Below are 24,789 nucleotides of genomic sequence, written 5' to 3' on the forward strand. Positions count from 1 at the left end.
ATGCTCGCCCGCCCGACCGTGCCGGGTCGTCGTACGGCGGAAGGCAGTCGGGGCTGCGCCGCCGCGACGGGAGACCGGGAGCACTACTTCCCCGGGAGTAGCGGACACCCCGTCCTCCGGGACGACGCGGCCTTTGCCGCAAGGGAGTTAGTGTGCCGCTCATGCGGGGGGACATCGGCCGGCGGACACTGCTGGACACGGCGGGCGCGGCGGCCATCGGCGCGGCCGTGGTCACCGCCGCCTGCCTGGCGTCCTCGCCCGGCGCGCTCGACCTGCTGCTCGCCGCCGCGGGCTCCCTCGCGCTCGCCGCCCACCGCCGGGCGCCGCGCACGGTGCTCGCCGTGACGACGCTCTGCATGTTCGCGTACGCCGTCCACTCCCACCCGGGGAGCTGGGTGACGCTGCCCGTGGTGGTCGCCGTCCACGCCGCCGCGCGGGGCGGGTACCGGGCGCAGGGCGCCGCAGTCGGGGCGCTGTTCCTCGCCGGATACACCGTGGTGCTGCTGCTCGCCGGACCGGACGTACGGGAGACCGCGGAGCGCGTGCTGCTCCTGCTCGGCTGGTTCCTGTGCGCGGGGGTCACGGGCCTCATCGACAAGAACTGGCAGGCCTATCTGCGCCAGACCGAGCAGCGCGCCCTGGACGCCGAACGAACCCGCGAGGAGACCGCCCTGCGCCGGGCGGGCGAGGAGCGGCTGCGCATCGCCCGCGAACTGCACGACTCGCTCACCCACTCCATCTCGATCGTGAAGCTCCAGGCCGGCGTCGCCGTCCATCTCGCCCGCAAGCGCGGCACAGAGGTGGAGCCGGCGCTCCTGGCCATCCAGGAGGCGAGCGGCGAGGCGATGCGGGAGCTGCGCTCGACGCTGGAGGTGCTCCGCACCGATGTGATGGACCCCTGCACCGGCCTCGACCGCATCGACGAGCTCGCCGATCGGGCGCGGGCCGCGGGCATCGCGCTCGCGGTCGCCGTCGTGGGGGACCAGCGGCCTCTGCCCGCCTCGGTCGGCGGGGCGGCCTACCGCATCGTGCAGGAGGCACTCACCAATGTGGCCCGGCACGCCGACCGGGCCGGGACGGCGGTACGGCTCACCTACACGGACACCGCGCTCACGGTCGCCGTGGAGGACGAGGGCCCCTGCCTCCCCGGGGACCGGATCGTCCCAGGCACCGGGCTGACCGGCATGCGCGAGCGCGTCACCGCCCTGGGCGGCACCCTCGAAACCGTGCCCCGCGCCCGGGGCGGTTTCTCCGTCCGCGCGGAGCTGCCCCTCCCGCCCCGGGGGGCCGCCGGATGATCCGTGTCGTGATCGTCGACGACCAGGCCCTCATGCGCGCCGGATTCCGCGCGCTGCTGGACGCCGAGGAGGGCATCGAGGTGACCGGGGAGGCCGCCGACGGGAGGGCGGGCCTGGAGCTGGTCCGCCGGCACCGCCCGGACGTGGCGCTCATCGACGTACAGATGCCCGTCATGACCGGCATCGAGGCCACCCGCGAGATCGCCGCCGACCCGGCACTCGCCGGCGTCCACGTCGTCATCCTCACCAACTACGGGCTCGACGAGTACGTCTTCGACGCCCTGCGGGCCGGGGCCGCCGGATTCCTGCTCAAGGACACCGAACCGGCCGAGCTGCTGCGCGCCATCGAGGTCGCCGCGCGCGGCGACGCCCTGCTCTCGCCCGGGATCACCCGCCGGCTGATCGGCGAGTTCGTCTCCAGGCCCCCCGACCGTGCCACCGCTCCGGGGCTGGAGACGCTCACCCGGCGTGAGCGGGAGGTGACCGCGCTGGCCGCCAGGGGACTGACCAACGAGGAGATCGCCGTCCACATGGTGGTCAGCCCCTTCACCGCCAAGACCCACATCAGCCGCGCCATGACCAAGCTCGGCGCGCGCGACCGGGCCCAGCTGGTGGTGTTCGCGTACGAGTCCGGGCTGGTCGAGGCGCGCAGACGGCCCGGCACCCACCGCCCCGCCGGACAGGAGTGACCGGTTCCGCCGGAATGGGCGCGGGCCACTGTGGAGAGGGGGCCGGTCACGAGATATCTTGATGTCAAGCAATGTTGCAGACGTGGAGCGGAGCACCCGGTGACTGACTCGACCATCATCTATACGCACACCGACGAGGCCCCTGCCCTGGCGACGTACTCGTTCCTGCCGGTCATCGAGGCGTACGCCTCGACCGCGGGTGTCACGGTCGAGCGCCGTGACATCTCCCTGGCGGGGCGCATCATCGCCGGCTTCCCGGAGCGTCTCAAGGCCGACCAGCGTATCGATGACGCGCTCGCCGAGCTCGGCGAGCTGGCCAAGACTCCCGGCGCGAACATCATCAAGCTGCCCAACATCTCGGCCTCGATCCCGCAGCTGAAGGCCGCGATCGCGGAGCTCCAGGAGCAGGGCTACGCGCTTCCGGACTACCCGGACGACCCGCGGACCGACGAGGACAAGGACGTCCGCGCCCGCTACGACAAGGTCAAGGGCAGTGCGGTGAACCCCGTCCTGCGTGAGGGCAACTCCGACCGCCGCGCCCCCGCGTCGGTCAAGAACTACGCCAAGGCCCACCCGCACCGCATGGGCGCCTGGTCCGCCGACTCCAAGACGAACGTCGCCACCATGGGCGTCGACGACTTCCGCTCGACCGAGAAGTCCGCCGTCATCGGCGAGGCCGGCTCGCTGCGCATCGAGCTCGCGGGCGACGACGGCACCACCACCGTGCTGCGCGAGTCCGTCCCGGTCCTGGCCGGCGAGGTCGTGGACGCCGCCGTCATGCGCGTCGCCGCGCTGCGCGAGTTCTTCACCGCCCAGGTCGCGCGCGCCAAGGCCGAGGACGTCCTGTTCTCCGTGCACCTGAAGGCCACGATGATGAAGGTCTCCGACCCGATCATCTTCGGCCACGTGGTCCGCGCGTTCTTCCCGAACACCTTCGCCAAGTACGGCGACGTGCTCGCGGCGGCCGGCCTGACCCCGAACGACGGTCTCGGCGGCATCCTCAAGGGCCTCGAGTCCGTGGACGCGGGCGCCGAGATCAAGGCGTCCTTCGAGGCCGAGCTCGCCGAGGGCCCCGCCCTGGCGATGGTCGACTCCGACAAGGGCATCACCAACCTGCACGTGCCGAGCGACGTCATCGTCGACGCGTCCATGCCCGCCATGATCCGCACTTCCGGCCACATGTGGGGCCCGGACGGCAACGAGGCCGACACCATCGCCGTCCTTCCGGACAGCAGCTACGCCGGTGTCTACCAGGTCGTCATCGACGACTGCCGCGCCAACGGCGCCTTCGACCCGTCGACCATGGGCTCCGTACCCAACGTCGGTCTGATGGCGCAGAAGGCCGAGGAGTACGGCAGCCACGACAAGACCTTCGAGATCCCGACCACCGGCACGGTGCGGGTCGTCGACGGCAAGGGCGACGTCGTGCTGGAGCAGGCCGTCGGCGCCGGTGACATCTTCCGGATGTGCCAGACCAAGGACCTCCCGATCCAGGACTGGGTCAAGCTCGCCGTCACCCGCGCCCGCGCGACCGGCAGCCCGGCCGTCTTCTGGCTCGACGAGGGCCGCGCGCACGACGCCAACCTCATCGCCAAGGTCAACACCTACCTGGCCGACCACGACACCGAGGGCCTGGACATCTCCATCCGGACCCCGGAGGAGGCGACCGCGTTCTCCCTGGAGCGCATCCGCCGCGGCGAGGACACCATCTCGGTCACCGGCAACGTGCTGCGTGACTACCTCACCGACCTCTTCCCCATCCTCGAGCTGGGCACCAGCGCGAAGATGCTCTCCGTCGTCCCGCTCATGAACGGCGGCGGCCTGTTCGAGACGGGCGCCGGCGGCTCCGCGCCCAAGCACGTCCAGCAGCTGGTCAAGGAGGACTACCTGCGCTGGGACAGCCTGGGTGAGTTCCTCGCCCTCGCGGTCAGCTTCGAGCACCTGGCCACGACCACGGACAACGCGCGCGCCAAGGTGCTCGCCGACACCCTGGACCGGGCCACGGGCACCTTCCTCAACGAGGACAAGTCCCCGAGCCGCAAGCTCGGCGGCATCGACAACCGCGGCAGCCACTTCTACCTGGCGCTCTACTGGGCCCAGGAGCTGGCGCAGCAGACCTCCGACGCCGCGCTCGCCGAGGCGTTCGGACCGCTGGCCAAGACGCTGTCCGAGCAGGAGCAGACCATCGTCGACGAGCTCGTCGCCGTGCAGGGCAAGCCGGTCGACATCGGCGGCTACTACCAGCCCGACCCGGCGAAGGCGGAGGCCGTCATGCGTCCTTCGGCCACCTTCAACAAGGCCATCGCGACCCTGGGCTGATCCCCGCCCGCACCCCGCGATCACGACCGCCCCGGCAGGCACCCGCCCGCCGGGGCGGTCGTGCGTGGTCCGGACGTGAGCGCGGGGTCGTCCGATCGGACGACCCCGCCGTCAGCCGTTCCGCGCCGGGGCGGGAGGCCGGGCGGCCGATGACCGCGCGGGGAGGACCGGGCAGGGTGGAGGGAGCGGGCGGGGACACCCCGGCCGCACGAGGCGACAAGGAGCTGTCCGCGATGACTCACAGGGCGGAGGAGCCGCGATGACTCACGGGGCGGAAGAGGTGTCCTCTCCCACCGGTGCCGTACCCCCTCCTGCGCCGTCGGCGGAGCCGCGCGGCGCGGGTCCGGGCGCCGGGAGACGCCTGGCGGCCGTCACGGGCGCGGTTCTCCTCGTCGCGGCGCTCGCCGGATGCGCGGACGGCGGGGCGGACGGCGGGGCGGCCCCCGCGCAGGCGTCCGCGCGGCCGTCGACGGCGGCGTCCACCGCGGAGGGACCGGTCCGTACGCGCGACGGCATGCTCCTGGTCACCGATTTCGGGGCGGACAGCGTCACCTTCCTCGACCCCTCGGAGCCGGACGGCGGGTCCGGGCGTGGCTCGGTGAAGGTCGGCACCGCCCCGTACGGCATCGCGCTCGGCGACGACGGCACCGCGTGGGTGGCGACGGCGGAGGGCGTGGCCGCGGTCGACACCGCCACCCGCGCACGCACCGCGCTGATCCCGTACGAGACCGACACCGGCCCCGTGACGACCGGGGAGTACCGGGGCGGCGGCATGGGGATCGCGCTCTCGCCTGACGGGAAGCACGTCTACGTCGGGGTCAACGTCCCCGGAGGCAACGGCACCCTCGAGGTCGTCGACACCGGGAAGCGGAAGGTGGTCACCGCCGTACCGGTCGGGCGCCGCCCCTTCGACGTCGACGTCTCGCGCGACGGCCGGCAGGTCTACACGACCGACCACGACTCCTTCGGTGTCACGGTCGTGGACTCCGGCTCCTGGAAGAGCCGCCGCATCGAGGTGGCACCGTACGGCACGGAGGGCGGGCTCGGTTCCTGGCTGAAGCCGCACTACACGGCCGTACGCCCCTCGGACGGCGCGCTCCTGCTCCCCTTCGAGGGCGAACGCCTCGCGGTGGCCGACCCGGACACCGGGCGGGTCCGGATCGAGCGCATGACCGCCGACACGCACCAGCACGGAGCGACGGTCACGGACGACGGGACCCTGTACGTCGTCGGGACCGGTCCGATCGACCCCGCCGAGGACGAGGGCCCGTCCCTGACCGTCCGCGCGCCCGGCGGTGAGGAGCGCGTCATCCCCCTGGACGGCCCGCACGAGGACGTCGCCGTCTCGGCCGACGGCGACACCGCCTACGTCTCGGGCGGCTTCACCCGGGACGGGTACTGGAACGGCATCAGCGTCGTCGACATCGCGACGGGAGAGGTACGGCGCGTGGAGGCAGGCGAGCGGCCCCTCGGCGTCGTGGTGCTGTAGAGACCCGTCCGGAGCCCCGAGGACACCGGCGCCGGGGCCCCTCGTGGACACTGAGGGGGCGGACCTGCGCTTTCCTGGTCCGGACACGACTCCGGCGTTCCCCTGTCCGCGGGACGCCCTGGTACGAGGAACGGGTACGAGCATGACGACTGCGCCGCTGACCGACGCCGAACTCCGGCACGTGGCACGGGCCGTGGACCTGGCCGCCGAAGCCCTCGACGCCGGGGACGAGCCCTTCGGCTCGGTCCTGGTGAACGCCGAGGGGGAGGTCCTGCGGGAGGCCCGCAACCTGGTCCGCACCACCGGGGACCACACCCAGCACCCGGAGTTCGAGCTGGCACGCTGGGCGGCGGAGCATCTGGACCCCCGGGAACGGTCCCTCTCCGCGGTGTACACCTCGGGAGAGCACTGCCCGATGTGCGCGGCCGCGCACGGCTGGGTGGGCCTCGGGAAGATCGTCTACGCCCATTCCTCGGCAGAGCTCGCACAGTGGCTCGGCGAACTCGGCGTCGCACCCTCGGCGGTGGCCACGCTGGACATCCGGTCCGTCGTGCCGGGTCTGGAGGTGCAGGGCCCGGTTCCGGCCTTCACCGACCGGATGCGGGCGATGCACCGGGACCTGCACACCCGGGACCGGCACCGGTCCTGACCTGCCGCGTCGGTGCGGCTACGCCGCCTGGCTCCCCTGCGGAGCGCGCGGCGGGCGGCCTCGGCCGTCAGAACGCGTAGCGGATCGGCAGCCACGGCGTGTACGTGTGCACCAGGCGGCGCACGGTCTCGACCGCCTCCGCCTTGACGGCGTTGCGGTAACGCACGTTCCAGCTGCCGTTCTCCGAGCGCTTGGCCTGCTGGAGCCCGGGGCGCCAGATGGCGTCCTCGGCGCTCGGGTGCCAGGCCATGTTGACGTCGTGCAGATCCCGGTTGTGCGTCAGCATGATCACTTCGGCCGCCGCCTGCTCTTTCACCGAGCGGGGCAGCACGTCGTCCATGTTCTGGAGCAGCCGGGCCCAGGCCTGCTCCCAGCCCGGCCTGATCACCACGGGTGAGAAGTTGAAGTGCACCTCGTAGCCGGCCTCGACGAAGTCCGCCGCCGCTTCGATGCGCTGCTGGACCGGGCTGGTGCGGATGTCCAGCAGCCGTGAGTCGTCCGCCGGCATCAGGGAGAACCTCACCCGGGTACGGCCCCGAGGGTCGAGCAGCAGGAGATCGGGGTTGACGAACTTGGTCGCGAAGGACGCCTTGGCGGTCGGCCAGCGGGTGAAGGCGCGCACCAGATCAGCGGTGTTCTCGCTGATCAGCGCATCGACCGCACAGTCGTTGTTCTCCCCGATGTCGTAGACCCAGGCGCTCGGGTCGCACTGGTTCGGCTCCTTCTTCGGCCCCTGGGCGGTCACATGGCGCCGCAACCGGTGGATGAGCGCGTCGATGTTGGTGAAGACGGTGATCGGATTGGCGTAGCCCTTGCGCCGTGGCACGTAGCAGTACGCGCACGCCATGGCGCACCCGTTCGCCGCGCCGGGAGCGATCCAGTCCGCCGACCGCCCGTTGGGCCGTACGGTCAGTGTCTTCTTCTCCCCGAGCACCAGCACCGTGCTCTTGATCCGCACCCAGCGCTCGGCGTTCCCCTGGTTGCCGTGCAGCTCGGGGATGCGCCAGTGCGAATCCGTGGGGACGACCTCGGCCTCCGGGTACCGCGCCACGATCTGCCTGCCGCGCGGAGAGGCCGCGGCGGCCGGCTCGGCATGGATCCGGCGTACGGACAACATCCTGCGGGCTTCCTCGGAGTCACGGAAGAGCGGTCCGGCCGGACCTCCGGCTTCCGGCTCGCCGAGGACGTCTTCGAGGCCGAACAGACCGTCCTGGGCCGCCTCCGGCTCGCCGGCGGAGCGGGGGGTGTCCATGGCTGCTCCAGGGTCTGTCGTCGCTCGGGGCCGGTGGCAGGCACGCCCGTCCGGCTGTCGGACGGGGGCCTGGTGGTGGACGGTGGACCGGGGCGGAACGCCCACGACCGCACGGTCCCGGACCTCCGCTGCGAGCCGTGCCCGAGGGCGTGGCCCTGTCGTCCAGGTTAGTCGTCGTCCACGGCACGCCGAAAACGCCGGAGCACGCACGGTGCGCCCGCCCGGACGGCCGCCCGTCGGTGGCCGCGCGGCTCGTATCCTCGGCGCATGACGTCAGGCACCACCGGCAGCGGCCCGGACCACGTCACGCTCCGCCAGATCCTCGCCTACGACGAGGACGGCGTCCTGCGCCTCCTGCTCGCCCCCGCGGGGCAGGACGCCACGGTCCACGGCGTGATCATCGGCGACGAAGGGGCGGCCCGCCCGCACGACGGGCGGATCGTGCTGGCGGCGGGGCTCCCGCCGGACCTGACGGCCGCGCCCGCCGCCGTACGGGAGGCCGCCCGGCGCGGCGCCGCCGCGGTGGTGCTGCGGGAGGCCGAGGGAGCACCCGTACCGGACGAGGCCCTCGCGGCGGCCGAGGAGTGCGGCATCGCGCTGCTCGCCCGCGCCGCCTGGGCGGACTGGGGCGACACCATCGCGCTGCTGCGCTCGGCGACCGCCTTCGCTTCGGCAGGCCGCACCGACCCGATGGCGGACTACGCCGGCGGGGGACTGGCGGCTCTGGCCTCGGCCACCGCCCGTCAGTGCCGCGGCTCGATCACCGTGGAGGACACGCAGTTCCGTGTACTCGCCCACTCCGCGACGGGCCCGGACGCGGACGGGGTGCGCCGGTCCACGATCCTGAGCGGCCGGGTGCCCGAGCGGCGGGTCGCCGAGCTGCGCCGCAGCGGGCTGCTGCGCGCCCTCTGGACCTCCCAGGACGTCATCCACCGGGCCGCCGACGGCGACAGCCCCGAACGCCTCATCGTCGCCGTCCGCAGCGGCGGCGAGATGCTGGGATCGCTGTGGGCTGCGGCCGACGGACAGCGGCTCTCCCCCGACGCGGCCCAGGTGCTGCGCCGCGCCGCCGCCCTCGCCGTGCCCCATCTGCTCCGGCACCGGCTGCGCGAGAGCGGCACCGTGCGGCGCGAGGCGTACGCCCTGCGCGGCCTGCTGCACGGGAACGGCGACCGGCGGGCGCACCTGTGGTCGCTCGGCCTTCCGCCCGACACCCCGTGCGCCGTCGTCGTCGCCGTACGGGGAGACGCCGAGGCGGCGGGCGCCGACCGCACCCTGGAGGCGCTCGCGATCCAGGCCACCGCTTCGCGGCCCACGGCCCGCGCCCTGCGCGAACAGGACCAGGTCGCCGTGCTGCTGCCCGTGAGCGACGGCGCCGACGGCCGGCGCGAGGCCCTCGCCCTGGCCCGCGAGCTCGACGCGCTGGCGGCCGGCATCCCGGACGCGGCGCCCGTCTGGACCGGCGCGGGACAGACCGTACCGTCGGGGCTGGAGGCCTCACTGTCGTACGAGAAGGCCCTGCTGGTCGTCCGCGCACTGCGCGAGCGGGAGGCCCGGGGGCGCGACCCGCGCCCCGTGCGGCACGCGGGGCCCGGCGACGTGGGGCCGACGATCGACGCCCTGAACATGCTCGACGCGGTGCGTCCCGTATGGGAGGCGGGCACGGGACCCGTGCACGAGCTGATCCGCGCGGACCTCGCCACGGGCGGTGACCTGGTGCGTTCCCTCGCGGCCTATCTGGAGACCGCGGGGGACGTCCCGCAGGCCGCCAGGCGCCTGACGCTGCATCCGAACACCCTGCGGTACCGGCTGAGGAGGGTCCGTGAGCGCTTCGACATCGACCTCGACGACCCCGACACCCGGCTGGTCCTGGCCCTGGCGGTACGTCTGACCGGGGTGGTCTGAGCGGGTTTGGGACGGTGTTCGTGCGCCCGGCCAAAATACCGGCGCCGCTTTGTCCCGGACGACGAAGACGGGCGGGGGGTGCGGGGGCGAGCCTTTCCCCATCCCGCCACGCCGCTCGCGCACCCGTGGCACAGCCCCACCGGAAAGACCCCCCGTGACCTCTCCCAGCGACCTCTCCCAGGAACCAGCCGTCCTCCGTCCGGAACCGGCCGCCCTCTCCCCGGCGCAGCGTGTCTCCGCCGTGCTGCGGCGCGCCGTCGCCACCGGACTCATCTCGGAGGAACAACCGGTCGCCGGGTTTCTCGACACCGAGGGAATCCGCGCCTCGGTCGCGAGCCTCGACGCCGCCTTCGACCGCGCCCCCGACGTGCTCCACACCTTCGCCGTCAAGGCCGCCTCCCTCGTCCCCGTGCTCCGGCTGCTCGCCGGGCTCGGCATGGGCTGCGAGGTGGCGAGCCCGGGGGAGCTGCGCATCGCACTCGACGCCGGGGTCGAGCCCTCGCGGATCGTCCTCGACTCGCCCGCCAAGACACGGCACGAGATCGCCGAGGCACTCGCCCTGGGCGTTGCGGTCAACGCCGACAACCTCGACGAGCTGCGCCGCATCGACGAGCTCCGCCCGGCGCACAGCGCTTCGGTCGTCGGACTGCGCGTCAACCCCCAGGTCGGAGGCGGGTCCATCGGAGCGATGAGCACCGCGACCGCGACCTCGAAGTTCGGCGTGGCGCTGCGCGATCCGGGTGCGCGCGAGCGCGTCGTGCGCGCCTTCGCCGAACGCCCCTGGCTGACCCGGCTCCACGCCCACGTCGGCTCCCAGGGATGCCCGCTGGAACTCATCGCCGAGGGCATCGCGCAGACGTACCGGCTGGCCGAGGAGATCAACCGGACGCTGGGCAGGCGGCAGATCACCAGCCTCGACATCGGCGGCGGACTGCCCGTCAACTTCGACGACGACGAGACGCACCCGACCTTCGCCGAGTACACCCGGGCGCTCCTCGCGGCCGTCCCGGACCTCTTCGACGGCCGCTACGCGCTCGTCACGGAGTTCGGCCGCTCCCTGCTCGCCAAGAACGGGTTCATCGGTGCCCGCGTGGAGTACACCAAGGAAGCCGGAGGTCGGCGCATCGCCGTCACCCACGCGGGAGCCCAGACCGCCACGCGCACCGTCCTGATGCCCGAGGCATGGCCGTTGCGGGTCGGCGCCTTCGACGCCGAGGGCGGTCCCCGGACGGGCGCGCCGCTGAGCCAGGACATCGCGGGGCCGTGCTGCTTCGCGGGTGACGTCGTCGCCCACGGCCAGGAGCTGCCGGAGCTCGCGGAGGGCGACCTCGTCGTCCTGTACGACACCGGCGCCTACTACTTCTCGACGCACTGGGCGTACAACAGCCTGCCCCGGCCCGGCGTCCACGGCTTCACGGCCGATCGCGAGGGCGCCGTACGGCTGACGACGGTCCGCGCACCCCAGACGCTCGACGAGATCTCGGCGGAGAGCGGTTTCGCCCACGCCGACGCGCTGGTTTCCCGGGGCCGTTCGGTCTAGGGCCTTTCGTTTGGATCAGGGCACGCGAGCCCGCCAAGATCCAAACGAGAGGCCCTGAGGGCTCCCCGGACCCTCCCGGTACCACCGGCGCACCCCCTGCCGGTGCCACCTCCACCCGGTGCACCCACCGCAGGGGCACCGGCTGTCGGCGCACCCCCTGCCGGAACGTCACCGCCGGCGCCACCCGCCACCACAACGCCCCCGCACTCCGGTGCGTCCTGCACACGCCGGGCCCACCCCTCCCGCGCTCGCACCCGCCGCCGCCCCTTCCCCCGCCCGCCAGAAGGACTTCACATGACCCAGTCCGTCACCGCCGGACCCGCGGCCGGTACCGCATCCGCCCCGCCGTCCCCGCTACGGCGCGCGCTGCCGTGGGCGGCTGCCGCCGTCGCCCTCACGGCCTGCCTGGTGGCCGGTCTGCTCAGCACCGCGCCCACCATGTGGGGCCTGCTGCCGATCGGCCTCTACGCCGTCCTCGCGCTCACCGGCATGAACCTGGTGACCGTCACGGCGATCGCCGTGGCAGGCGCCGCACTCGTCGCGTTGCCCCCGGCCGGCGACACCGTCGGCGTCCTGGGCAGCTCCGTCACCGACCCGGTCACCGTCATCGGCCTGATCATCGTGCTCGGCGCGGCGGTCGGTGAGGTGCTCCGGGTCACCGGCGTCGCCGACTCCCTGGTCCGCGGCATCCTGCGCATCGCGGCGGGCCACGGCCGGATCGCCCTGATGTACGGGATGCTGTGCGCCTGCCTCGTGCTCGTCGCGGGCCTCGGCACCCTCGCGGGGGCACTCGCCATCGCCGCGCCGCTGCTCGTCCCCGTCGCCGCCAGGGCAGGCTTCACCAGGTCGGCGACCGCGGCGACCATGTTCCTCGGCGGCTGCGCGGGACTCGCCCTCGCCCCCTTCGCCGGTTCCAACATCGCGATCATGAAGACCGCCGACACCGGCTACCTGACCTATCTGCTGGTCGGTGCGGGTCCGTTGGCCGTGCTCTCGCTGCTCCTCGCCGCCGTCGTCGTGCCCTGGGTCCAGCGGCGCAGCGCGGCCAAGGACGACTTCTACCGGCCCGACGAGGTCACCGAGGACACCCCCGACGACAGCCCGGCCGACCCCGTCGCGGCGGCCCGCACACGCCATGCCACCTGGGCCTTCGTCACCGTGCTCGCGCTCACCGTCCTGTACGCGGCCCTGACCGAGGCCGGCACGACCTTCCCGCTGATGGCCCTGCCCCTGATGGCCGTGTGCACCGCCGCTGCCGCCCGGCTCTCGCCCCTGCGCGCCGTCAAGGCGTTCCTCACCGGGGCGCGGAGCCTGCTGCCGATGCTCCTGCTGTTCTGGCTGCTCTCCGCGCTGTTCGGCTTCATCGACCTGGTGCAGCCGTACGACGTCGTCCTGGAGACCTACGGCCCGGCCCTCAGCGGCATGTCGGCCCTGCCGTTCGCGCTGGCCGTGGCCGCGCTGGGCTGGGTCGGAGTCCCGGGTGCGACCGCGGCCCAGGTGGTGCTCATCGGCGAGGTGTTCGGCCCGCTGGGGACCGAACTCGGCATCGGTCCCGCGGCCTGGGTGATCATCCTGCTGTGGGCCTCCAAGGCGGACACCTACGGGCCGCTGCCCAACGCCAACATGGTCGGAGCCATGGGACTCGCCCGCGCGCGGAGGCTCCCGTATCTCCTGTGCACCGGATGGGCCCTGCTGATCCCCGCGTGTGCGCTGTACACGATCCTGCTGACGGTGCTGCTGTGACCGGTGGCGCGCCGCCGGTGCCCCACCCGTACGCACCGTCCGTACGGGAAGAACGTCGCGAGAGAGAGAAACCGATGTCCCACCCGACCACGCCCTACGACCTGCTCATCACCGGGGGTTCCCTGATCGACGGCACCGGGGCCGAACCCAGGTACGCCGACATCGGTGTGCGCGCGGGCCGTATCGTCCACGTCGGCGACCCGGATCCGGACGCACGCGCGGCCGAGGTGCTCGACGCCACGGGGCTGACCGTCACACCCGGGTTCATCGATCTGCACTCCCACGCCGACTTCTCCGTACTGGCGCAGCCCGACGCCGAGGCCTGTCTGCGGCAGGGCGTCACCACGGTGGTGACGGGCAACTGCGGGCTGAGCCCCTTCCCGCTGGCGCCCGGCGAGGACCCGGCCGCCGGCGGCCCCGGCACCCTCGCGGGGGCGCAGTGGCGCGATCTGGACGGTTTCGCCGCAGCCGTGGACTCCGCCGCACCGGCCCTCAACATCGCGCCGCTCGTCGGCCACGGTGCCCTGCGCGCCGCGGCCATGGGAGACGCGCGGACCGTGGCGGGGCCCGCCGAACTCGACGCGATGCGTGCCTTCCTGGCGACGGCCGCGGAGCAGGGTGCCTTCGGGATGTCCACCGGGCTGATCTACGCGCCGGGGTCCTTCGCCGGCACAGACGAGATCGTCGCCCTCGCCGCCGAAGCGGCCCGCCGCGGGCTGCTGTACGCCACCCACATGCGGGACGAGGGAGACCATCTGGTCGAGGCGGTCGAGGAGGCGCTGCTCGTCGCCAGGGAGTCGGGCGTACGGCTCCAGATCTCCCACCTGAAGGCCATGGGGCCGGCCAACCACGGCAAGGTCGACACCGCGCTCGGCCTCATCGGGGCGGCGGTGGCCGAGGGCGTCGACGTTGCCTGCGACGTGTATCCGTACACCGCGTCCTCGACCCGTCTGACGTCCCGGCTCCCCGACTGGGCCATGGACGGCGGTTCGGCGGGGCTCCTGGAACGTCTCGGGGACCCGGAGACGCGGGCCAGGATCCTGGACGACCTGCGCCCCGCCGTCGGGCGCACCTTCCTGCCCGAGGGCGTCGTCATCGCCATGCTCGGCCCCGGCCGCTACGAGGACCGGGTCGGCGACAGCATCGCCGACATCGCGCGCGACGAGGACGTGGAACCCGCGGCCGCCGTCCTGAACGTGCTGGCCGCGCACCAGGGTGAGGTGATGATCGTCAACCACGCGATGGCGGAGGACGACGTTGACACCGTGCTGCGGTATCCCGGCAGCGCCGTGGCCAGCGACGGCTGGGTGTTGCGGGTCCCCGGCGACGGACACCCGCACCCGCGCAACTTCGGGACGTTCGCCCGGGTCATCGGCCACTACGTCCGCGAGCGCGACGTGCTGGGACTCGCCGACGCCGTACGGAAGATGACGTCCCTGCCCGCCTCCCGCCTGCCCCTCGCCGACCGCGGGACCGTAGCGGCCGGGCAGGTCGCCGACCTGGTCGTGCTGGACCCGGCGGCCGTGGCCGACCTGGCGACGTACGCCGAGCCGTGGCAGTACGCCGAGGGGACACGGCACGTCCTGGTGGCGGGCGAGTTCGTCCTGCGCGACGGCGGGACGACCGGAGCACGCCCCGGCCGCGTGCTGCGGCGCGAACCGGCCGCGGTCTGACGTGGCCCCGGCCGCCTCCCGGGCAGGGGAGGCGGCCGGCCGTCGGGGCGCGAAGACTGCCGGGACCCCACGGCCGGGAGCCCATGGCACCCTGTCTACGGCACCCGCGCGGTCCACTCCTCCGTGGCGAACTTCGTCCGCACCAGCTCCTCCGCCCGGGCCATCTCCTCGGCCGTGACCTCGCCGGTGGTCAGCCCGTAGCGGTCACGGAACGAGGCGATCATGTTCTCGATCACCTGCTCCCGGGCGAGCCCCGTCTGGCGGCGGAGCGGATCGACGCGCTTCTTGGCGCTCCGGGTGCCCTTGTCGGACATCTTCTCCTTGCCGATGCGCAGGACCTCCAGCATCTTGTCCGCGTCGATGTCGTACGACATCGTCACGTGATGCAGGACCGCCCCCGGACCGCCGTCGGGGCCGACGATCCGCTTCTGGGCGGCGCCCGCGATCTTCCCGGCCTCGGTGGCGATGTCGTTGAGCGGCTGGTACCAGGCCTTGATGCCCATGTCGCCGAGCGCGCCCAGGACCCAGTCGTCGAGGTAGGCGTAGCTGTCGGCGAAGGAGAGGCCCGAGACCAGCGACTCGGGCACCGAGAGGGAGTACGTGATCGTGCTCATGGGCTCCACGAACATGGCGCCGCCACCGGAGACACGGCGGACCACGGACATGCCGTGCTTCGCCACCCCTTCCGGGTCCACCTCGTTCCGCAGGGACTGGAAGCTGCCGATGATCACGGCGGGCGAGGCCCACTCCCAGACCCGCAGCGTGGGGGCCCGCCGCCCGGCGGCGACCTCCGCGGTGAGGACCTCGTCCAGCGCCATGTGCAGGGCAGGAGCCTGCGGCTCCATGTGCACCAACTGCCAGTCGTGTTCGGCCCACTCGGTCGCACGGGCCAGCGCCCGCCGGACGGCGATGCCGACGCCCTCCGCGGTCAGTCCGAGCATGACGGTCGACTCCGGCAGAGCCGCCGTGATCCGGGCCGCCAGCCCCGCGGCGTCGGTCGAGGAGGGAGCGCCCTCCAGGGCCCCGTCGATCGCGAGGATCGCCTCGTCGGGTTCCAGGAAGAAGTCCCCGGCGACCCTCACGTCGCGCAGGACGCCTTGTACGACGTCCAGATCCACGACGACCAGCTTGCCCCCGGGCACCTTGTACTCGCCATGCACGGCTTCGTTCCCTTCCGGCGCGCGGTACGGACCTGAGCCTGTCGCTCCGGCACCCGGCTCCGGCATCCGGAGATACGCGCACATTCTTCGTACAAAACACCCTAATGCTCGGCGTGGAGCACGGCCGTGCCGCCGCGGCGTCGGCGGCCATGGCGACCCGGTGGCCGACGCCGCGGCGGCACGGCCGCGCTCTCGCGGCACACGTTCGTGACCGTGCCGGTGATCAGCACGGTCTCGATCCGCGCTCCGTGAACAGCCCGTTCAGTGCGGGGCCGGCAGCGGGTCCAGGGCGTTGGCGATGGTGCAGCCGCCCTCTCCCGGCATCCGCTGCACCCGCGACGGCACCCACACCTCCGTGGCGCCGGGGGCCACGCGGGCGAGCAGGCAGTCCTGCGGGTCGAAGCCGTTGCCCTGCACCGACAGGAGTACGCCGACGCTTCCGCGCTCCCCCGTCCTCACCTCGGTACGGATCTCCGGATGCAGGTCCATGGCGGTGAGCGCCCGGCGCACCTCGGTCTCGTCCGCCCGGCCGCCCTCCGGCACCCGGGGAAGTTTCGCGCGGAGTTGCTCGTACGGCAGCGGGGGCGGTTCGGGCGCCGGGGCGAAGGCCAGCGGGAGGCCGTCCGGGCAGGCCACGTCGCCGGGCTCCTCGTCCCACTCCGACGAGGACGACACCCGCACCGAGAAGCAGCGCCGCACGGTGATCTCTTCGACGTCGAACCATCCGTTGTAGGCCGACCCCTCCGTGCGGACGACCACGTCGACGCCGTCCCCCTCGTGTGTCGAGGTACCCGTCAGCCGCATCACCTCCACGCCGTCGATGCCGGAGGCGGAGCGCCCGACCTCCTCCGCCGTGCGCGGGCGCTGGCTGTGCAGCAGCCGGCCCGCCTCCCTGGCCGTGTCCCGGGCCATGTCGGTGGCCTCGCCTTCGGAGGACTGCACCACACCGCAGCCGACGGTGAGCACCAACAGCGGGCCGAGCAGCAGGAGTCGACGCATGCGGGTGATCGTACTCAGCCGGTGCGACAGGCAGGGGCGGGCGTACCTCCGTAAGGCCCCGGCGGGGGTGTACGCGGCGATCAGCGGGCGGACGGGGAGCTTGCCAGAGGTGTGGAATGTCGGATTCCGGCTTTGGTATACGACCGGCGGGCGTCGGTGATTGCGCGGCGGCGGGCGGCCGGCGGGCGTGAGCCCCGCAGGTGGGGGGCATGGCGGGGCGGCGGTGTGGCCGTACGCGCGCCGTTGTCCGATCGTCACGTAAAACCTGTCCGCTCTGTGAGCTGAGGCCTTGCCTTGCGGACTGTATGCGAAATACGGTCTGCGATATTCCTTGATCACCCCTGGCTGGAGGTAGGCCCCCGTGCGCCGAAAAGCGGTTGCCCTGGTGGCGGTTGCGTTGGTGTCCTTCACCTCGGGCTGCGCGTCGTTGCAGTCCTCGGCGACCGAGGTCGGTGGCGTACGCAAGACCGATGACCGGTCCGTACGCGACGGCGGGACACTCACCGTCGCTCTCAACTCCGATCCGGACAAACTCGACCCCACGCTCGCGCAGACCCTCGTAGGCCGCACGGTCTTCGCGGGCATGTGCGAGAAGCTCTACGACATCGACGAGGACGGCACCGTCGTGCCGCAGCTCGCCGCGTCCCTCCCGGTCACCTCGGCCGACGGACGCACGGTCACCATCCAGGTGCGGCCCGGACTGAAGTTCAGCGACGGGACCCGGCTGGACGCCGACGCGGTCGTCACCTCGCTGCTGCGCCACCGCGATCTCCCCGGATCGGCGCGCGGCACCGAACTGGCGCCGGTCCGCAAGGCCGAGGCCACCGGACCGCTCACGGTCCGGCTGACCCTCGACCACGCCTACGTCCCGCTCACCGGTGTGCTCGCCGACCGGGCCGGGATGGTGATGTCACCGACCGCGCTCGAGAAGTACGGGAAGAACTTCACCAACCACCCTTCCTGCGTCGGCCCCTTCCGCTTCGTCGAGCGTGTCGGCGGTGACCGGATCGTGCTGAAGAAGGACCCGAACTACTACGACGCCGACCAGGTCCACCTGGACGGCGTGGTCTACAAGCCCATACCCGACGGCAACGTGAGGCTCGCCAACCTGCGCTCGGGCGATCTCCAGATCGGCGACCAGATGGCCCCCGTCGACGTGCGGAGCGCCCTGACGGAGCCGAAGCTCCAGCTGTTCAACTCGCCCTCGCTCGGCTACCAGGGCCTCGGCCTCAACGTCGGCAACGTGAAGGGCCTCGGGCAGAAGCCCGGGAGGATCGACACCCCGATCGGCCGGGACGTCCGCGTACGCGAGGCCTTCGAGCTGGCCATCGACCGCGACCTGCTCAACAAGGTCGTCTTCCAGGGCATGTACGAACCCGCCTGCGGCCCCATCTCCCCGCAGTCCGCCATCGCCCCCGGGATCGAGCCGCAGGACTGCCCGAAGCGCGATGTCGAACGGGCGAAGAAGCTGCTGAAGGAGGCCGGGGTGAAGACCCCGGTGAAGATCGAGCTCAAGACGTCCACCACCCCGGAGCAGGGGCGCGTCGGACAGGTGCTCCAGGCCATGGTCAAGGAGGCCGGCTTCGAACTGTCGCTGCGCCCCACCGAGTACGCCACCATGCTCTCGGAGACCGACGCCGGTGACTACGACGTCTTCACCAGCGGCTGGTCCGGCCGTCTCGACCCGGACGGCAACATCTCCAACTTCCTGAAGACCGCGGGCGCCATGAACGCCTACGGCCTCGGCGACCCGGAGATCGACAAGCTGATCGCGGAGGGCCGCAGCGTCGCGGACCCCGCGCGCCGCACCGAGGTCTACGACGAGCTCACCCGCCGCGTCCAGGACGCCCACGCCCTGATCTACCTCTACCGGCAGAAGAACTACGTCGTCGCCAGCAAGGACGTCGCGGGCATCCATGTCTACGGCGACGGACTGGTGCGGGTCAAGAATGCGGGGTACACCCGATGACGAAGTACCTGCTGACGCGCCTGCGTCAGTCACTCATCACGCTCTTCCTCGTCAGCGTCGTCGTCTTCGCCGGCATCCGGGCCCTGCCCGGCGACCCGGCGCTCGCACTCGCGGGTGAGGAACGCAGCCCCGAGGCGCTCGCCGCCATCCGCGAGAGCTACGGGCTGAACGACAACATCGTCGTCCAGTACGGCCGCTTCATCGGCCACGCCCTCACCGGCGACCTGGGCACCTCGTCCCGCACCGGGCTCCCGGTCGCCGACGCGATCGCCCAGGCCCTGCCCGTCACCCTGGAACTGGCCGCGCTCTCCCTGCTCCTGGCGATCGTGGTCGGCATCGGCGCCGGTGTGGTCGCCGCCGTGCGGCGCGGGAAGCCGGAGGAGTGGATCGCCAACGCGATCGCGCTGATCGGCCTCTCCATCCCCACCTTCTGGCTCGGAATCGTGCTCGTGCTCGGATTCGCCATCGCCCTGCCGGTGTTCGCGGCCTCCGGTTATGTCCCCTTCGGTACGGACCCCGTCGACAACCTGCGCCGTATGGTGCTTCCCGCGATCGTGCTCGGCTCCGGCCTCGCCGCCGTCGTGATGCGCCAGACCCGGGCCGCGATGCTCGACTCGCTCTCCGCCGACTACGTGCGGACCGCCCGCGCCAAGGGACTGTCCCGGGGCTCGGTCATCGGCGGCCACGCGCTGCGCAACTCGCTGGTCACCGTGGTGACCGTGCTCGGCCTCCAGCTCGGCCACCTGATCTCCGGTGCCGTCGTCACCGAGCAGATCTTCGTGCTCCCCGGCTTCGGCAAGCTCACCATCGACGCCGTCTTCACCCGCGACTACGCGACACTCCAGGCCGTGGTGCTCTGCACCTCCGCCGCGTACATCCTCATCAACCTGCTGGTCGACGTGGTCTATTCGGTCATCGACCCGCGCATCCGGCTCGGAGGTGCCCGGTGACCACCGCGACCACAGCGCTCCCCACCACGCCCGAGGCGGGCGGCCGCAAGGCCGGCGGCGGCCGGCTGCGCGCCCTGCGCAGGAACAGGCTCGCGCTCACCGGCGCGGTCATCGCCGCCGTCTTCATCCTGGCCGCCCTCCTCGCCCCGCTCATCGCCCCCTACGACCCGGCGCAGCCCGACTTTCAGAACGTGCTCGCCGAACCGAGCGCCGCGCACTGGCTGGGCACCGACGACCTCGGCCGTGACCAGCTCTCCCGGATCGTCCACGGGGCCCGCGCGTCCATGCAGGTCGGTCTGCTCGCCGTGGTGCTGGCCTTCCTGGTCGGCGTACCGCTGGGGCTGCTCGCGGGGTACTACGGCAGGTTCGCGGACACGGCCGTGTCCCGCCTCACCGACACCATGCTGGCGTTCCCCTTCCTGGTGCTCGCCGTCGGACTCGCCGCGATCCTCGGCCCGTCGCTGACCAACGCGACCATCGCCATCGGCATCTCGCAGATCCCCGCCGTCATCCGGATCACCCGCGCCGAGACCCTCCGGCTCAAGCATGTCGACTACGTCGCCGCGGCCGTCGCCAACGGAGGCGGTGACGGCACCGTCCTCTTCCGGCACATCCTGCCCAACGCCACCTCGGCCCTGATCGTCCAGGCGACCGTGGGCATCCCCGCCGCGATCATCGGCGAGGCGCTGCTGAGCTTCCTCGGCCTCGGTGTCCAGCCGCCGGACCCCTCGCTCGGCGTGATGCTCTCGGGCGCCCAGTCCTTCCTGGCGCCCGCACCCTGGCTGGCCGTCTTCCCGGGCCTCGCGATCGTCGCGGCGACGCTGGCCTTCAACCTGCTCGGCGACGGGCTGCGTGACGTCCTGGACCCCCGAGGAGGGACCCGATGACCGAGACCGTTCTCGAACCCGCGCGGAAGGCGGCGGCCGAGCCCGTCCTGAGCGTCCGTGACCTGTCGGTCTCCTTCCGCTCCGACACCCGCACCGTGCACGCCGTCGACGGGGTCTCCTACGACCTCGCACCCGGTGAAGTCCTCGCGGTGGTGGGGGAGTCGGGCTGCGGGAAGTCCGTCACCTCCATGGCGGCCATGGGTCTGCTCCCGCCGACCGCCCGCATCGGAGGGTCGATCAGGCTCGCCGGGCGCGAGCTGGTCGGGGCGTCGGAGAAGGATCTCCAGCGCGTCCGCGGCAAGGACATCGCGATGATCTTCCAGGAGCCGATGACCTCGCTGAACCCGGTCCTCACCATCGGCCGGCAGATCGGCGAAGTGCTGCGCAGGCACCAGGGGCTGAGCCGGAAGCAGGCCAGGGCACGCGCCGTGGAGCTCCTCGAACTCGTCGGCATCCCGGCACCGGCACGCCGCATCGACGAATATCCGCACCAGCTCTCCGGCGGTATGCGGCAGCGCGTCATGATCGCCATCGCCGTCGCCTGCGACCCCGCCGTCCTCATCGCCGACGAACCGACGACCGCGCTGGACGTCACCGTCCAGGCGGGCATCCTCGAAGTCCTCCAGTCCCTGCGCGAGCGCCTCGGCACCGCCATCGTCCTGGTCACCCACGACCTCGGGGTCGTCGCCGACGCGGCCGACCGGGTGCTCGTGATGTACGCGGGACGTGCCGTCGAACAGGCCCCGGTGCACGAGCTGTTCGCCTCCGGACGCCATCCCTACACCCGTGGCCTGCTCGGCGCCGTGCTGCGGCCCGGCGGCGAGGGCAAGCGGCGGCTTCCCGAGATCCCCGGCCTGGTCCCCAGCCTGGACAGCCAGCCCGACGCCTGCACGTTCGCGCCCCGTTGTTCCCGTGCCGACGACACCTGTACGGGCAGCCGCCCGGGCTTCCGGGCCATCGATCCGGAGGCCGGAGCGGACGCGCCGCACCGGGCCGCGTGCTGGCACCCGTACTCCGGAGACACCGACGTGATCGACGGCACCGACGCGGCCGACGTCATGGACGCCGTGGACGGGACCGGTGCGACCGAGCCGGCCGGGAGCGGTCCGGACGCCCCCGAAGCCCCCGCAGTTCCCGACACCCCCGCACGCCCCGAGGACCCGGCGCCGCGACCCGACCAGGAGGCCGGACAGTGACCACCGCACAGACCGTCCCCGCACCGCGCGAAGGCGAGGCCGGCGGCGGCCCGCGCCCCCCGGTGCTGGAGATCAGCGCCATGGAACGGCACTTCGGTGCCTCCGGCGGCGGCACCGTGAGGGCCGTCGACGGGGTCTCGATCACCGTCGGCCGCGGCGAAGTCGTCGGCCTCGTCGGCGAGTCGGGCAGCGGCAAATCGACCGTCGGCCGGTGCGCCGTGCGCCTCGACGAGCCCACCGCCGGCACCGTCCACATCAACGGCACCGACGTCACCCACCTCTCCCGCCGCGCGCTGCGCCCCCTGCGCAAGGACTTCCACCTGGTCTTCCAGGACCCCTCGTCCTCCCTCGACCCCCGGATGACCGTCGGCCAGATCATCGCCGAGCCCATCCGGCTGCACCGCCACGCACGCGGAGCGGCCGTACGGGAACGGGTCGAGCAGCTGCTCGGCCAGGTCGGGCTGCGCCCCGAGCACGCCGACCGGCACCCCCACGAGCTGTCCGGAGGGCAGCGCCAGCGCATCTCGATCGCCCGCGCCCTGTCCTGCGACCCCGATCTGGTCATCGCCGACGAGCCCACATCGGCGCTCGACGTCTCGGTCCAGGCGTCCGTGCTCAACCTCCTCGCCGACCTCCAGCGCGACCGGGGCTTCGGCTGCCTGTTCATCACCCACGACCTGGCCGCCGTCGAATTCCTCGCCGACCGGATCGCCGTGATGTATCTCGGGCAGATCGTCGAACAGGCCCCGACCGCCGAACTGTTTGCCGCCCCCAAGCACCCCTACACCCAGGCGCTGCTCTCCGCCGCCCCGGTCCCCGACCCCGTCGCCCAGCGCTCCCGCGAGCGCATCGTGCTGCACGGCGAACTGCCCAGCCCCCTCGACCCCCCGCCCGGCTGCCGCTTCCACACCCGGTGCCCGCTCGCCGTCGACCGCTGCCGCACCGAGGTCCCCGCCCTGCGCGAGATCCCCGGCGGCCGGCAGGTCTCCTGCCATCTGGTGACCGACGACGGCACCGCCCCGGACGCCGCCGCCTGACCCGGGGCCTCCCGTCCGGATCGGGCCTCCCGCCCGGATCGGGTGGGGCCGGCCCGCGTGCCCCGGCACCCCGGCCCGGCCCGATCCGGACGGAAGACCCTGCCCCGCCGGGGCCCGACCTCCCGTCCGTACGATCCGCGAAGCACCACAGAACCCCCGCACGCCGCAGCAAGGAGCCGCATCCGTGTTCACCACCCGCCCCACCCTCCAGGGCACCTTCGGCATGGTGTCCTCGACCCACTGGCTCGCCTCGCAGTCCGCGATGGCCGTCCTGGAGGACGGCGGCAACGCCTACGACGCGGCCGTCGCCGCCGGATTCGTCCTGCACGTCGTCGAGCCGCACCTCAACGGCCCGGCCGGCGAGGTCCCCATGATCCTGGCGCCGAAGGACGGTGACGTGCGCGTGCTGTGCGGGCAGGGCCCCGCCCCCGCCGGAGCCTCGGCCGCGCACTACCGCTCGCTCGGCCTCGACCTGGTCCCCGGCACCGGACCGCTCGCCGCCGCCGTGCCCGGTGCCTTCGACGCCTGGATGCTGCTGCTGCGCGACCACGGGACCAAGACCCTCGCGGAGGTCCTCAGGTACGCCATCGGTTACGCCGAGGACGGCCACGCCCCCGTCGAGCGGGTCGGGGAGACCGTGGAGACCGTCCGCGAGCTCTTCGAGACCGAGTGGCCCACCAGCGCCGAGGTCTACCTGCCCGGCGGGAAGGCCCCCGAGCCCGGCACGCTGTTCCGCAACCCGGCCCTCGCCGCAACCTGGCGCCGTCTGACCGCCGAGGCCGAGGAGGCGGGCGGCGAGGACCGGTCCGCGCAGATCGACGCCGCCCGCGCGATCTGGCGCACCGGCTTCATCGCCGAGGCACTGGTCCGCCAGGCCGCAGTCCCCACCATGGACACCAGCGGGACCCGTCACACCGGCACCCTCACCGCCGCCGACCTCGCGGACTGGTCCGCTTCGTACGAGGCGCCCGCCACCTACGAGTGGAACGGCTGGACGCTCGCCAAGGCGGCCGGCTGGAGCCAGGGCCCCGCCTTCCTCCAGCAGCTCGCCCTCCTCCCGGCCGAGCTCCCCGCGTACGGTTCGGCCGACTACGTCCACCTGCTGATCGAGGGCTGCAAGCTCGCGATGGCCGACCGCGAGGCCTGGTACGGCGACGCCGCCGACGTGCCGCTGGAGACGCTGCTCTCCGCCCCGTACAACGCCGAGCGCCGCCCCCTGATCAAGGACACCGCCTCCCTGGAGCTGCGGCCCGGCAGCCCCGACGGCCGCACCCCGCTCCTCAGCGAACACGCCCACGCCGTCGCGGCCGGTGAGGCCGGCTTCGACGCCATGGGCATACCGGCCGCGGGGGCGGGTGAGCCGACCGTCGCCAAGGACGGCGCGACCCGCGGCGACACCTGCCACCTCGACATCGTCGACCGCTGGGGCAACATGATCGCCGCCACGCCCAGCGGCGGCTGGCTCCAGTCCAACCCGGTCGTGCCCGAGCTGGGCTTCCCCCTCGGTACCCGGCTGCAGATGGCCTGGCTCGACGAGGGCCTGCCGAACACGCTGACCCCGGGCCGCCGGCCGCGCACCACGCTCACCCCGTCCCTCGCCCTGCGCGACGGGGTGCCCGTCATGGCCTTCGGCACACCGGGCGGCGACCAGCAGGACCAGTGGCAGCTGCACTTCTTCCTCGCCGTGGCCCTGCGCGGGCGGGTGCGCGGCGGGCTCGACCTCCAGGGCGCCATCGACGCCCCGAACTGGCACAACGACAGCTTCCCCGGCTCCTTCTTCCCGCGCGGGATGCGGCCGGGCAGCGTCACCGTCGAGGAGCGCATGGACGCCGGTGTCGTGGAGGAGCTGCGCCGCCGGGGCCATGACGTCACGGTCGGCGAACCCTGGTCCGAGGGCCGGATGTGCGCGGTCGCCAGGGACCCGGAGACCGGCGTCCTGTCCGCCGCGGCGAACCCGCGCGGAATGCAGGGATACGCGGTGGGCCGCTGACCGCCTGCCCGGAGCGTCCCCGGCGGACCGTGCTTAGCTGGAGG

The 24,789-nt window shown here is 72.9% G+C and carries 18 protein-coding genes; 15 read left to right on the top strand and 3 right to left on the bottom strand.

The window, feature by feature from the left end:
* Positions 1-161: 161 nt before the first annotated feature.
* The 5 genes from AMK10_RS17440 (at position 162) to AMK10_RS17460 (ending at position 6,444) form a co-directional block, all read left to right on the top strand.
* On the top strand, positions 162-1,298 hold the full coding sequence (locus AMK10_RS17440; RefSeq protein WP_073749323.1) for a sensor histidine kinase: 1,137 nt from the start codon (positions 162-164) through the stop codon (positions 1,296-1,298).
* Positions 1,295-1,987, top strand: a complete 693-nt coding sequence (locus tag AMK10_RS17445) for a response regulator (protein ID WP_073748706.1) — start codon at positions 1,295-1,297, stop codon at positions 1,985-1,987. Before AMK10_RS17440 ends, AMK10_RS17445 begins: the two co-directional genes overlap by 4 nt.
* A 99-nt stretch (positions 1,988-2,086) precedes the next feature.
* Positions 2,087-4,306: an NADP-dependent isocitrate dehydrogenase gene (locus AMK10_RS17450; RefSeq protein ID WP_073748707.1), complete on the top strand. Its 2,220-nt coding sequence runs from the start codon at positions 2,087-2,089 to the stop codon at positions 4,304-4,306.
* Between the two features lie 259 nt (positions 4,307-4,565).
* The gene (locus tag AMK10_RS17455; RefSeq protein ID WP_241839567.1) at positions 4,566-5,795 is read left to right on the top strand and encodes a YncE family protein; all 1,230 of its coding nucleotides are present in this window, start codon (positions 4,566-4,568) and stop codon (positions 5,793-5,795) included.
* Positions 5,796-5,937: 142 nt separating this feature from the next.
* Positions 5,938-6,444, top strand: a complete 507-nt coding sequence (locus tag AMK10_RS17460) for a nucleoside deaminase (protein ID WP_073748708.1) — start codon at positions 5,938-5,940, stop codon at positions 6,442-6,444.
* A 67-nt stretch (positions 6,445-6,511) separates the two neighbouring features.
* On the opposite strand, the gene AMK10_RS17465 is transcribed toward AMK10_RS17460, so the two are convergent.
* The gene (locus tag AMK10_RS17465) at positions 6,512-7,696 is read right to left on the bottom strand and encodes a spore photoproduct lyase family protein (protein ID WP_073748709.1); all 1,185 of its coding nucleotides are present in this window, start codon (positions 7,694-7,696) and stop codon (positions 6,512-6,514) included.
* Between the two features lie 267 nt (positions 7,697-7,963).
* Between AMK10_RS17465 and AMK10_RS17470 the strand changes: the two genes are divergently transcribed.
* From AMK10_RS17470 to AMK10_RS17485, 4 genes are all read left to right on the top strand, one after another.
* Positions 7,964-9,601 carry a PucR family transcriptional regulator gene (locus AMK10_RS17470; RefSeq protein ID WP_073748710.1) on the top strand — a complete coding sequence of 546 codons (1,638 nt, stop codon included), beginning with the start codon at positions 7,964-7,966 and terminating at the stop codon, positions 9,599-9,601.
* Between the two features lie 154 nt (positions 9,602-9,755).
* Positions 9,756-11,141 carry a diaminopimelate decarboxylase gene (locus AMK10_RS17475; RefSeq protein WP_073748711.1) on the top strand — a complete coding sequence of 462 codons (1,386 nt, stop codon included), beginning with the start codon at positions 9,756-9,758 and terminating at the stop codon, positions 11,139-11,141.
* A 294-nt stretch (positions 11,142-11,435) separates the two neighbouring features.
* Positions 11,436-12,884, top strand: a complete 1,449-nt coding sequence (locus tag AMK10_RS17480) for a Na+/H+ antiporter NhaC family protein (protein ID WP_107428438.1) — start codon at positions 11,436-11,438, stop codon at positions 12,882-12,884.
* A gap of 74 nt (positions 12,885-12,958) precedes the next feature.
* Positions 12,959-14,557 (top strand): N-acyl-D-amino-acid deacylase family protein, encoded by a 1,599-nt coding sequence (locus AMK10_RS17485; protein ID WP_073748712.1) that lies wholly within the window; start codon positions 12,959-12,961, stop codon positions 14,555-14,557.
* Positions 14,558-14,652: 95 nt separating this feature from the next.
* Here AMK10_RS17485 and AMK10_RS17490 read toward each other — a convergent pair whose 3' ends face one another.
* Entirely contained in the window at positions 14,653-15,717 is a 1,065-nt protein-coding gene (locus AMK10_RS17490; protein ID WP_073748713.1) for a lipoate--protein ligase family protein, read from the bottom strand.
* A 261-nt stretch (positions 15,718-15,978) separates the two neighbouring features.
* Entirely contained in the window at positions 15,979-16,716 is a 738-nt protein-coding gene (locus tag AMK10_RS17495; RefSeq protein ID WP_073748714.1) for a translation initiation factor IF-2, read from the bottom strand.
* 385 nt (positions 16,717-17,101) lie between these two features.
* On the opposite strand from AMK10_RS17495, the gene AMK10_RS17500 reads away from it, so the two are divergent.
* The 6 genes from AMK10_RS17500 to AMK10_RS17525 all read left to right on the top strand — a co-directional run bounded on the left by AMK10_RS17500 (position 17,102) and on the right by AMK10_RS17525 (position 24,745).
* Positions 17,102-18,685: an ABC transporter substrate-binding protein gene (locus AMK10_RS17500; RefSeq protein WP_107428439.1), complete on the top strand. Its 1,584-nt coding sequence runs from the start codon at positions 17,102-17,104 to the stop codon at positions 18,683-18,685.
* Entirely contained in the window at positions 18,682-19,635 is a 954-nt protein-coding gene (locus AMK10_RS17505) for an ABC transporter permease (RefSeq protein WP_073748716.1), read from the top strand. The genes AMK10_RS17500 and AMK10_RS17505 overlap by 4 nt, the downstream gene beginning before the upstream one ends.
* Positions 19,632-20,522 (top strand): ABC transporter permease, encoded by an 891-nt coding sequence (locus tag AMK10_RS17510; RefSeq protein WP_079180749.1) that lies wholly within the window; start codon positions 19,632-19,634, stop codon positions 20,520-20,522. The genes AMK10_RS17505 and AMK10_RS17510 overlap by 4 nt, the downstream gene beginning before the upstream one ends.
* A complete protein-coding gene (locus AMK10_RS17515) occupies positions 20,519-21,718 on the top strand; it encodes an ABC transporter ATP-binding protein (protein ID WP_073748717.1) in 1,200 nt (399 codons plus the stop codon). The genes AMK10_RS17510 and AMK10_RS17515 overlap by 4 nt, the downstream gene beginning before the upstream one ends.
* Before the next feature lie 80 nt (positions 21,719-21,798).
* Entirely contained in the window at positions 21,799-22,755 is a 957-nt protein-coding gene (locus tag AMK10_RS17520) for an ABC transporter ATP-binding protein (protein WP_073749326.1), read from the top strand.
* A 184-nt stretch (positions 22,756-22,939) separates the two neighbouring features.
* Positions 22,940-24,745, top strand: a complete 1,806-nt coding sequence (locus AMK10_RS17525) for a gamma-glutamyltransferase family protein (RefSeq protein WP_073748718.1) — start codon at positions 22,940-22,942, stop codon at positions 24,743-24,745.
* Positions 24,746-24,789: the final 44 nt, after the last annotated feature.

Origin of the sequence: Streptomyces sp. CB02058 (genome assembly GCF_001905505.1) — a bacterium.
Taxonomy (GTDB): Bacteria; Actinomycetota; Actinomycetes; order Streptomycetales; family Streptomycetaceae; genus Streptomyces.

Bases quoted from the DNA above. Each gene is read 5' to 3' on its own strand.
- AMK10_RS17440 (WP_073749323.1), top strand. From the start codon at position 162: ATGCGGGGGGACATCGGCCGGCGGACACTGCTGGACACGGCGGGCGCG.
- AMK10_RS17445 (WP_073748706.1), top strand. From the start codon at position 1,295: ATGATCCGTGTCGTGATCGTCGACGACCAGGCCCTCATGCGCGCCGGA.
- AMK10_RS17455 (WP_241839567.1), top strand. From the start codon at position 4,566: ATGACTCACGGGGCGGAAGAGGTGTCCTCTCCCACCGGTGCCGTACCC.
- AMK10_RS17460 (WP_073748708.1), top strand. From the start codon at position 5,938: ATGACGACTGCGCCGCTGACCGACGCCGAACTCCGGCACGTGGCACGG.
- AMK10_RS17465 (WP_073748709.1), bottom strand. From the start codon at position 7,696: ATGGACACCCCCCGCTCCGCCGGCGAGCCGGAGGCGGCCCAGGACGGT.
- AMK10_RS17470 (WP_073748710.1), top strand. From the start codon at position 7,964: ATGACGTCAGGCACCACCGGCAGCGGCCCGGACCACGTCACGCTCCGC.
- AMK10_RS17480 (WP_107428438.1), top strand. From the start codon at position 11,436: ATGACCCAGTCCGTCACCGCCGGACCCGCGGCCGGTACCGCATCCGCC.
- AMK10_RS17485 (WP_073748712.1), top strand. From the start codon at position 12,959: ATGTCCCACCCGACCACGCCCTACGACCTGCTCATCACCGGGGGTTCC.
- AMK10_RS17495 (WP_073748714.1), bottom strand. From the start codon at position 16,716: ATGCGTCGACTCCTGCTGCTCGGCCCGCTGTTGGTGCTCACCGTCGGC.
- AMK10_RS17505 (WP_073748716.1), top strand. From the start codon at position 18,682: ATGACGAAGTACCTGCTGACGCGCCTGCGTCAGTCACTCATCACGCTC.
- AMK10_RS17515 (WP_073748717.1), top strand. From the start codon at position 20,519: ATGACCGAGACCGTTCTCGAACCCGCGCGGAAGGCGGCGGCCGAGCCC.
- AMK10_RS17520 (WP_073749326.1), top strand. From the start codon at position 21,799: ATGGAACGGCACTTCGGTGCCTCCGGCGGCGGCACCGTGAGGGCCGTC.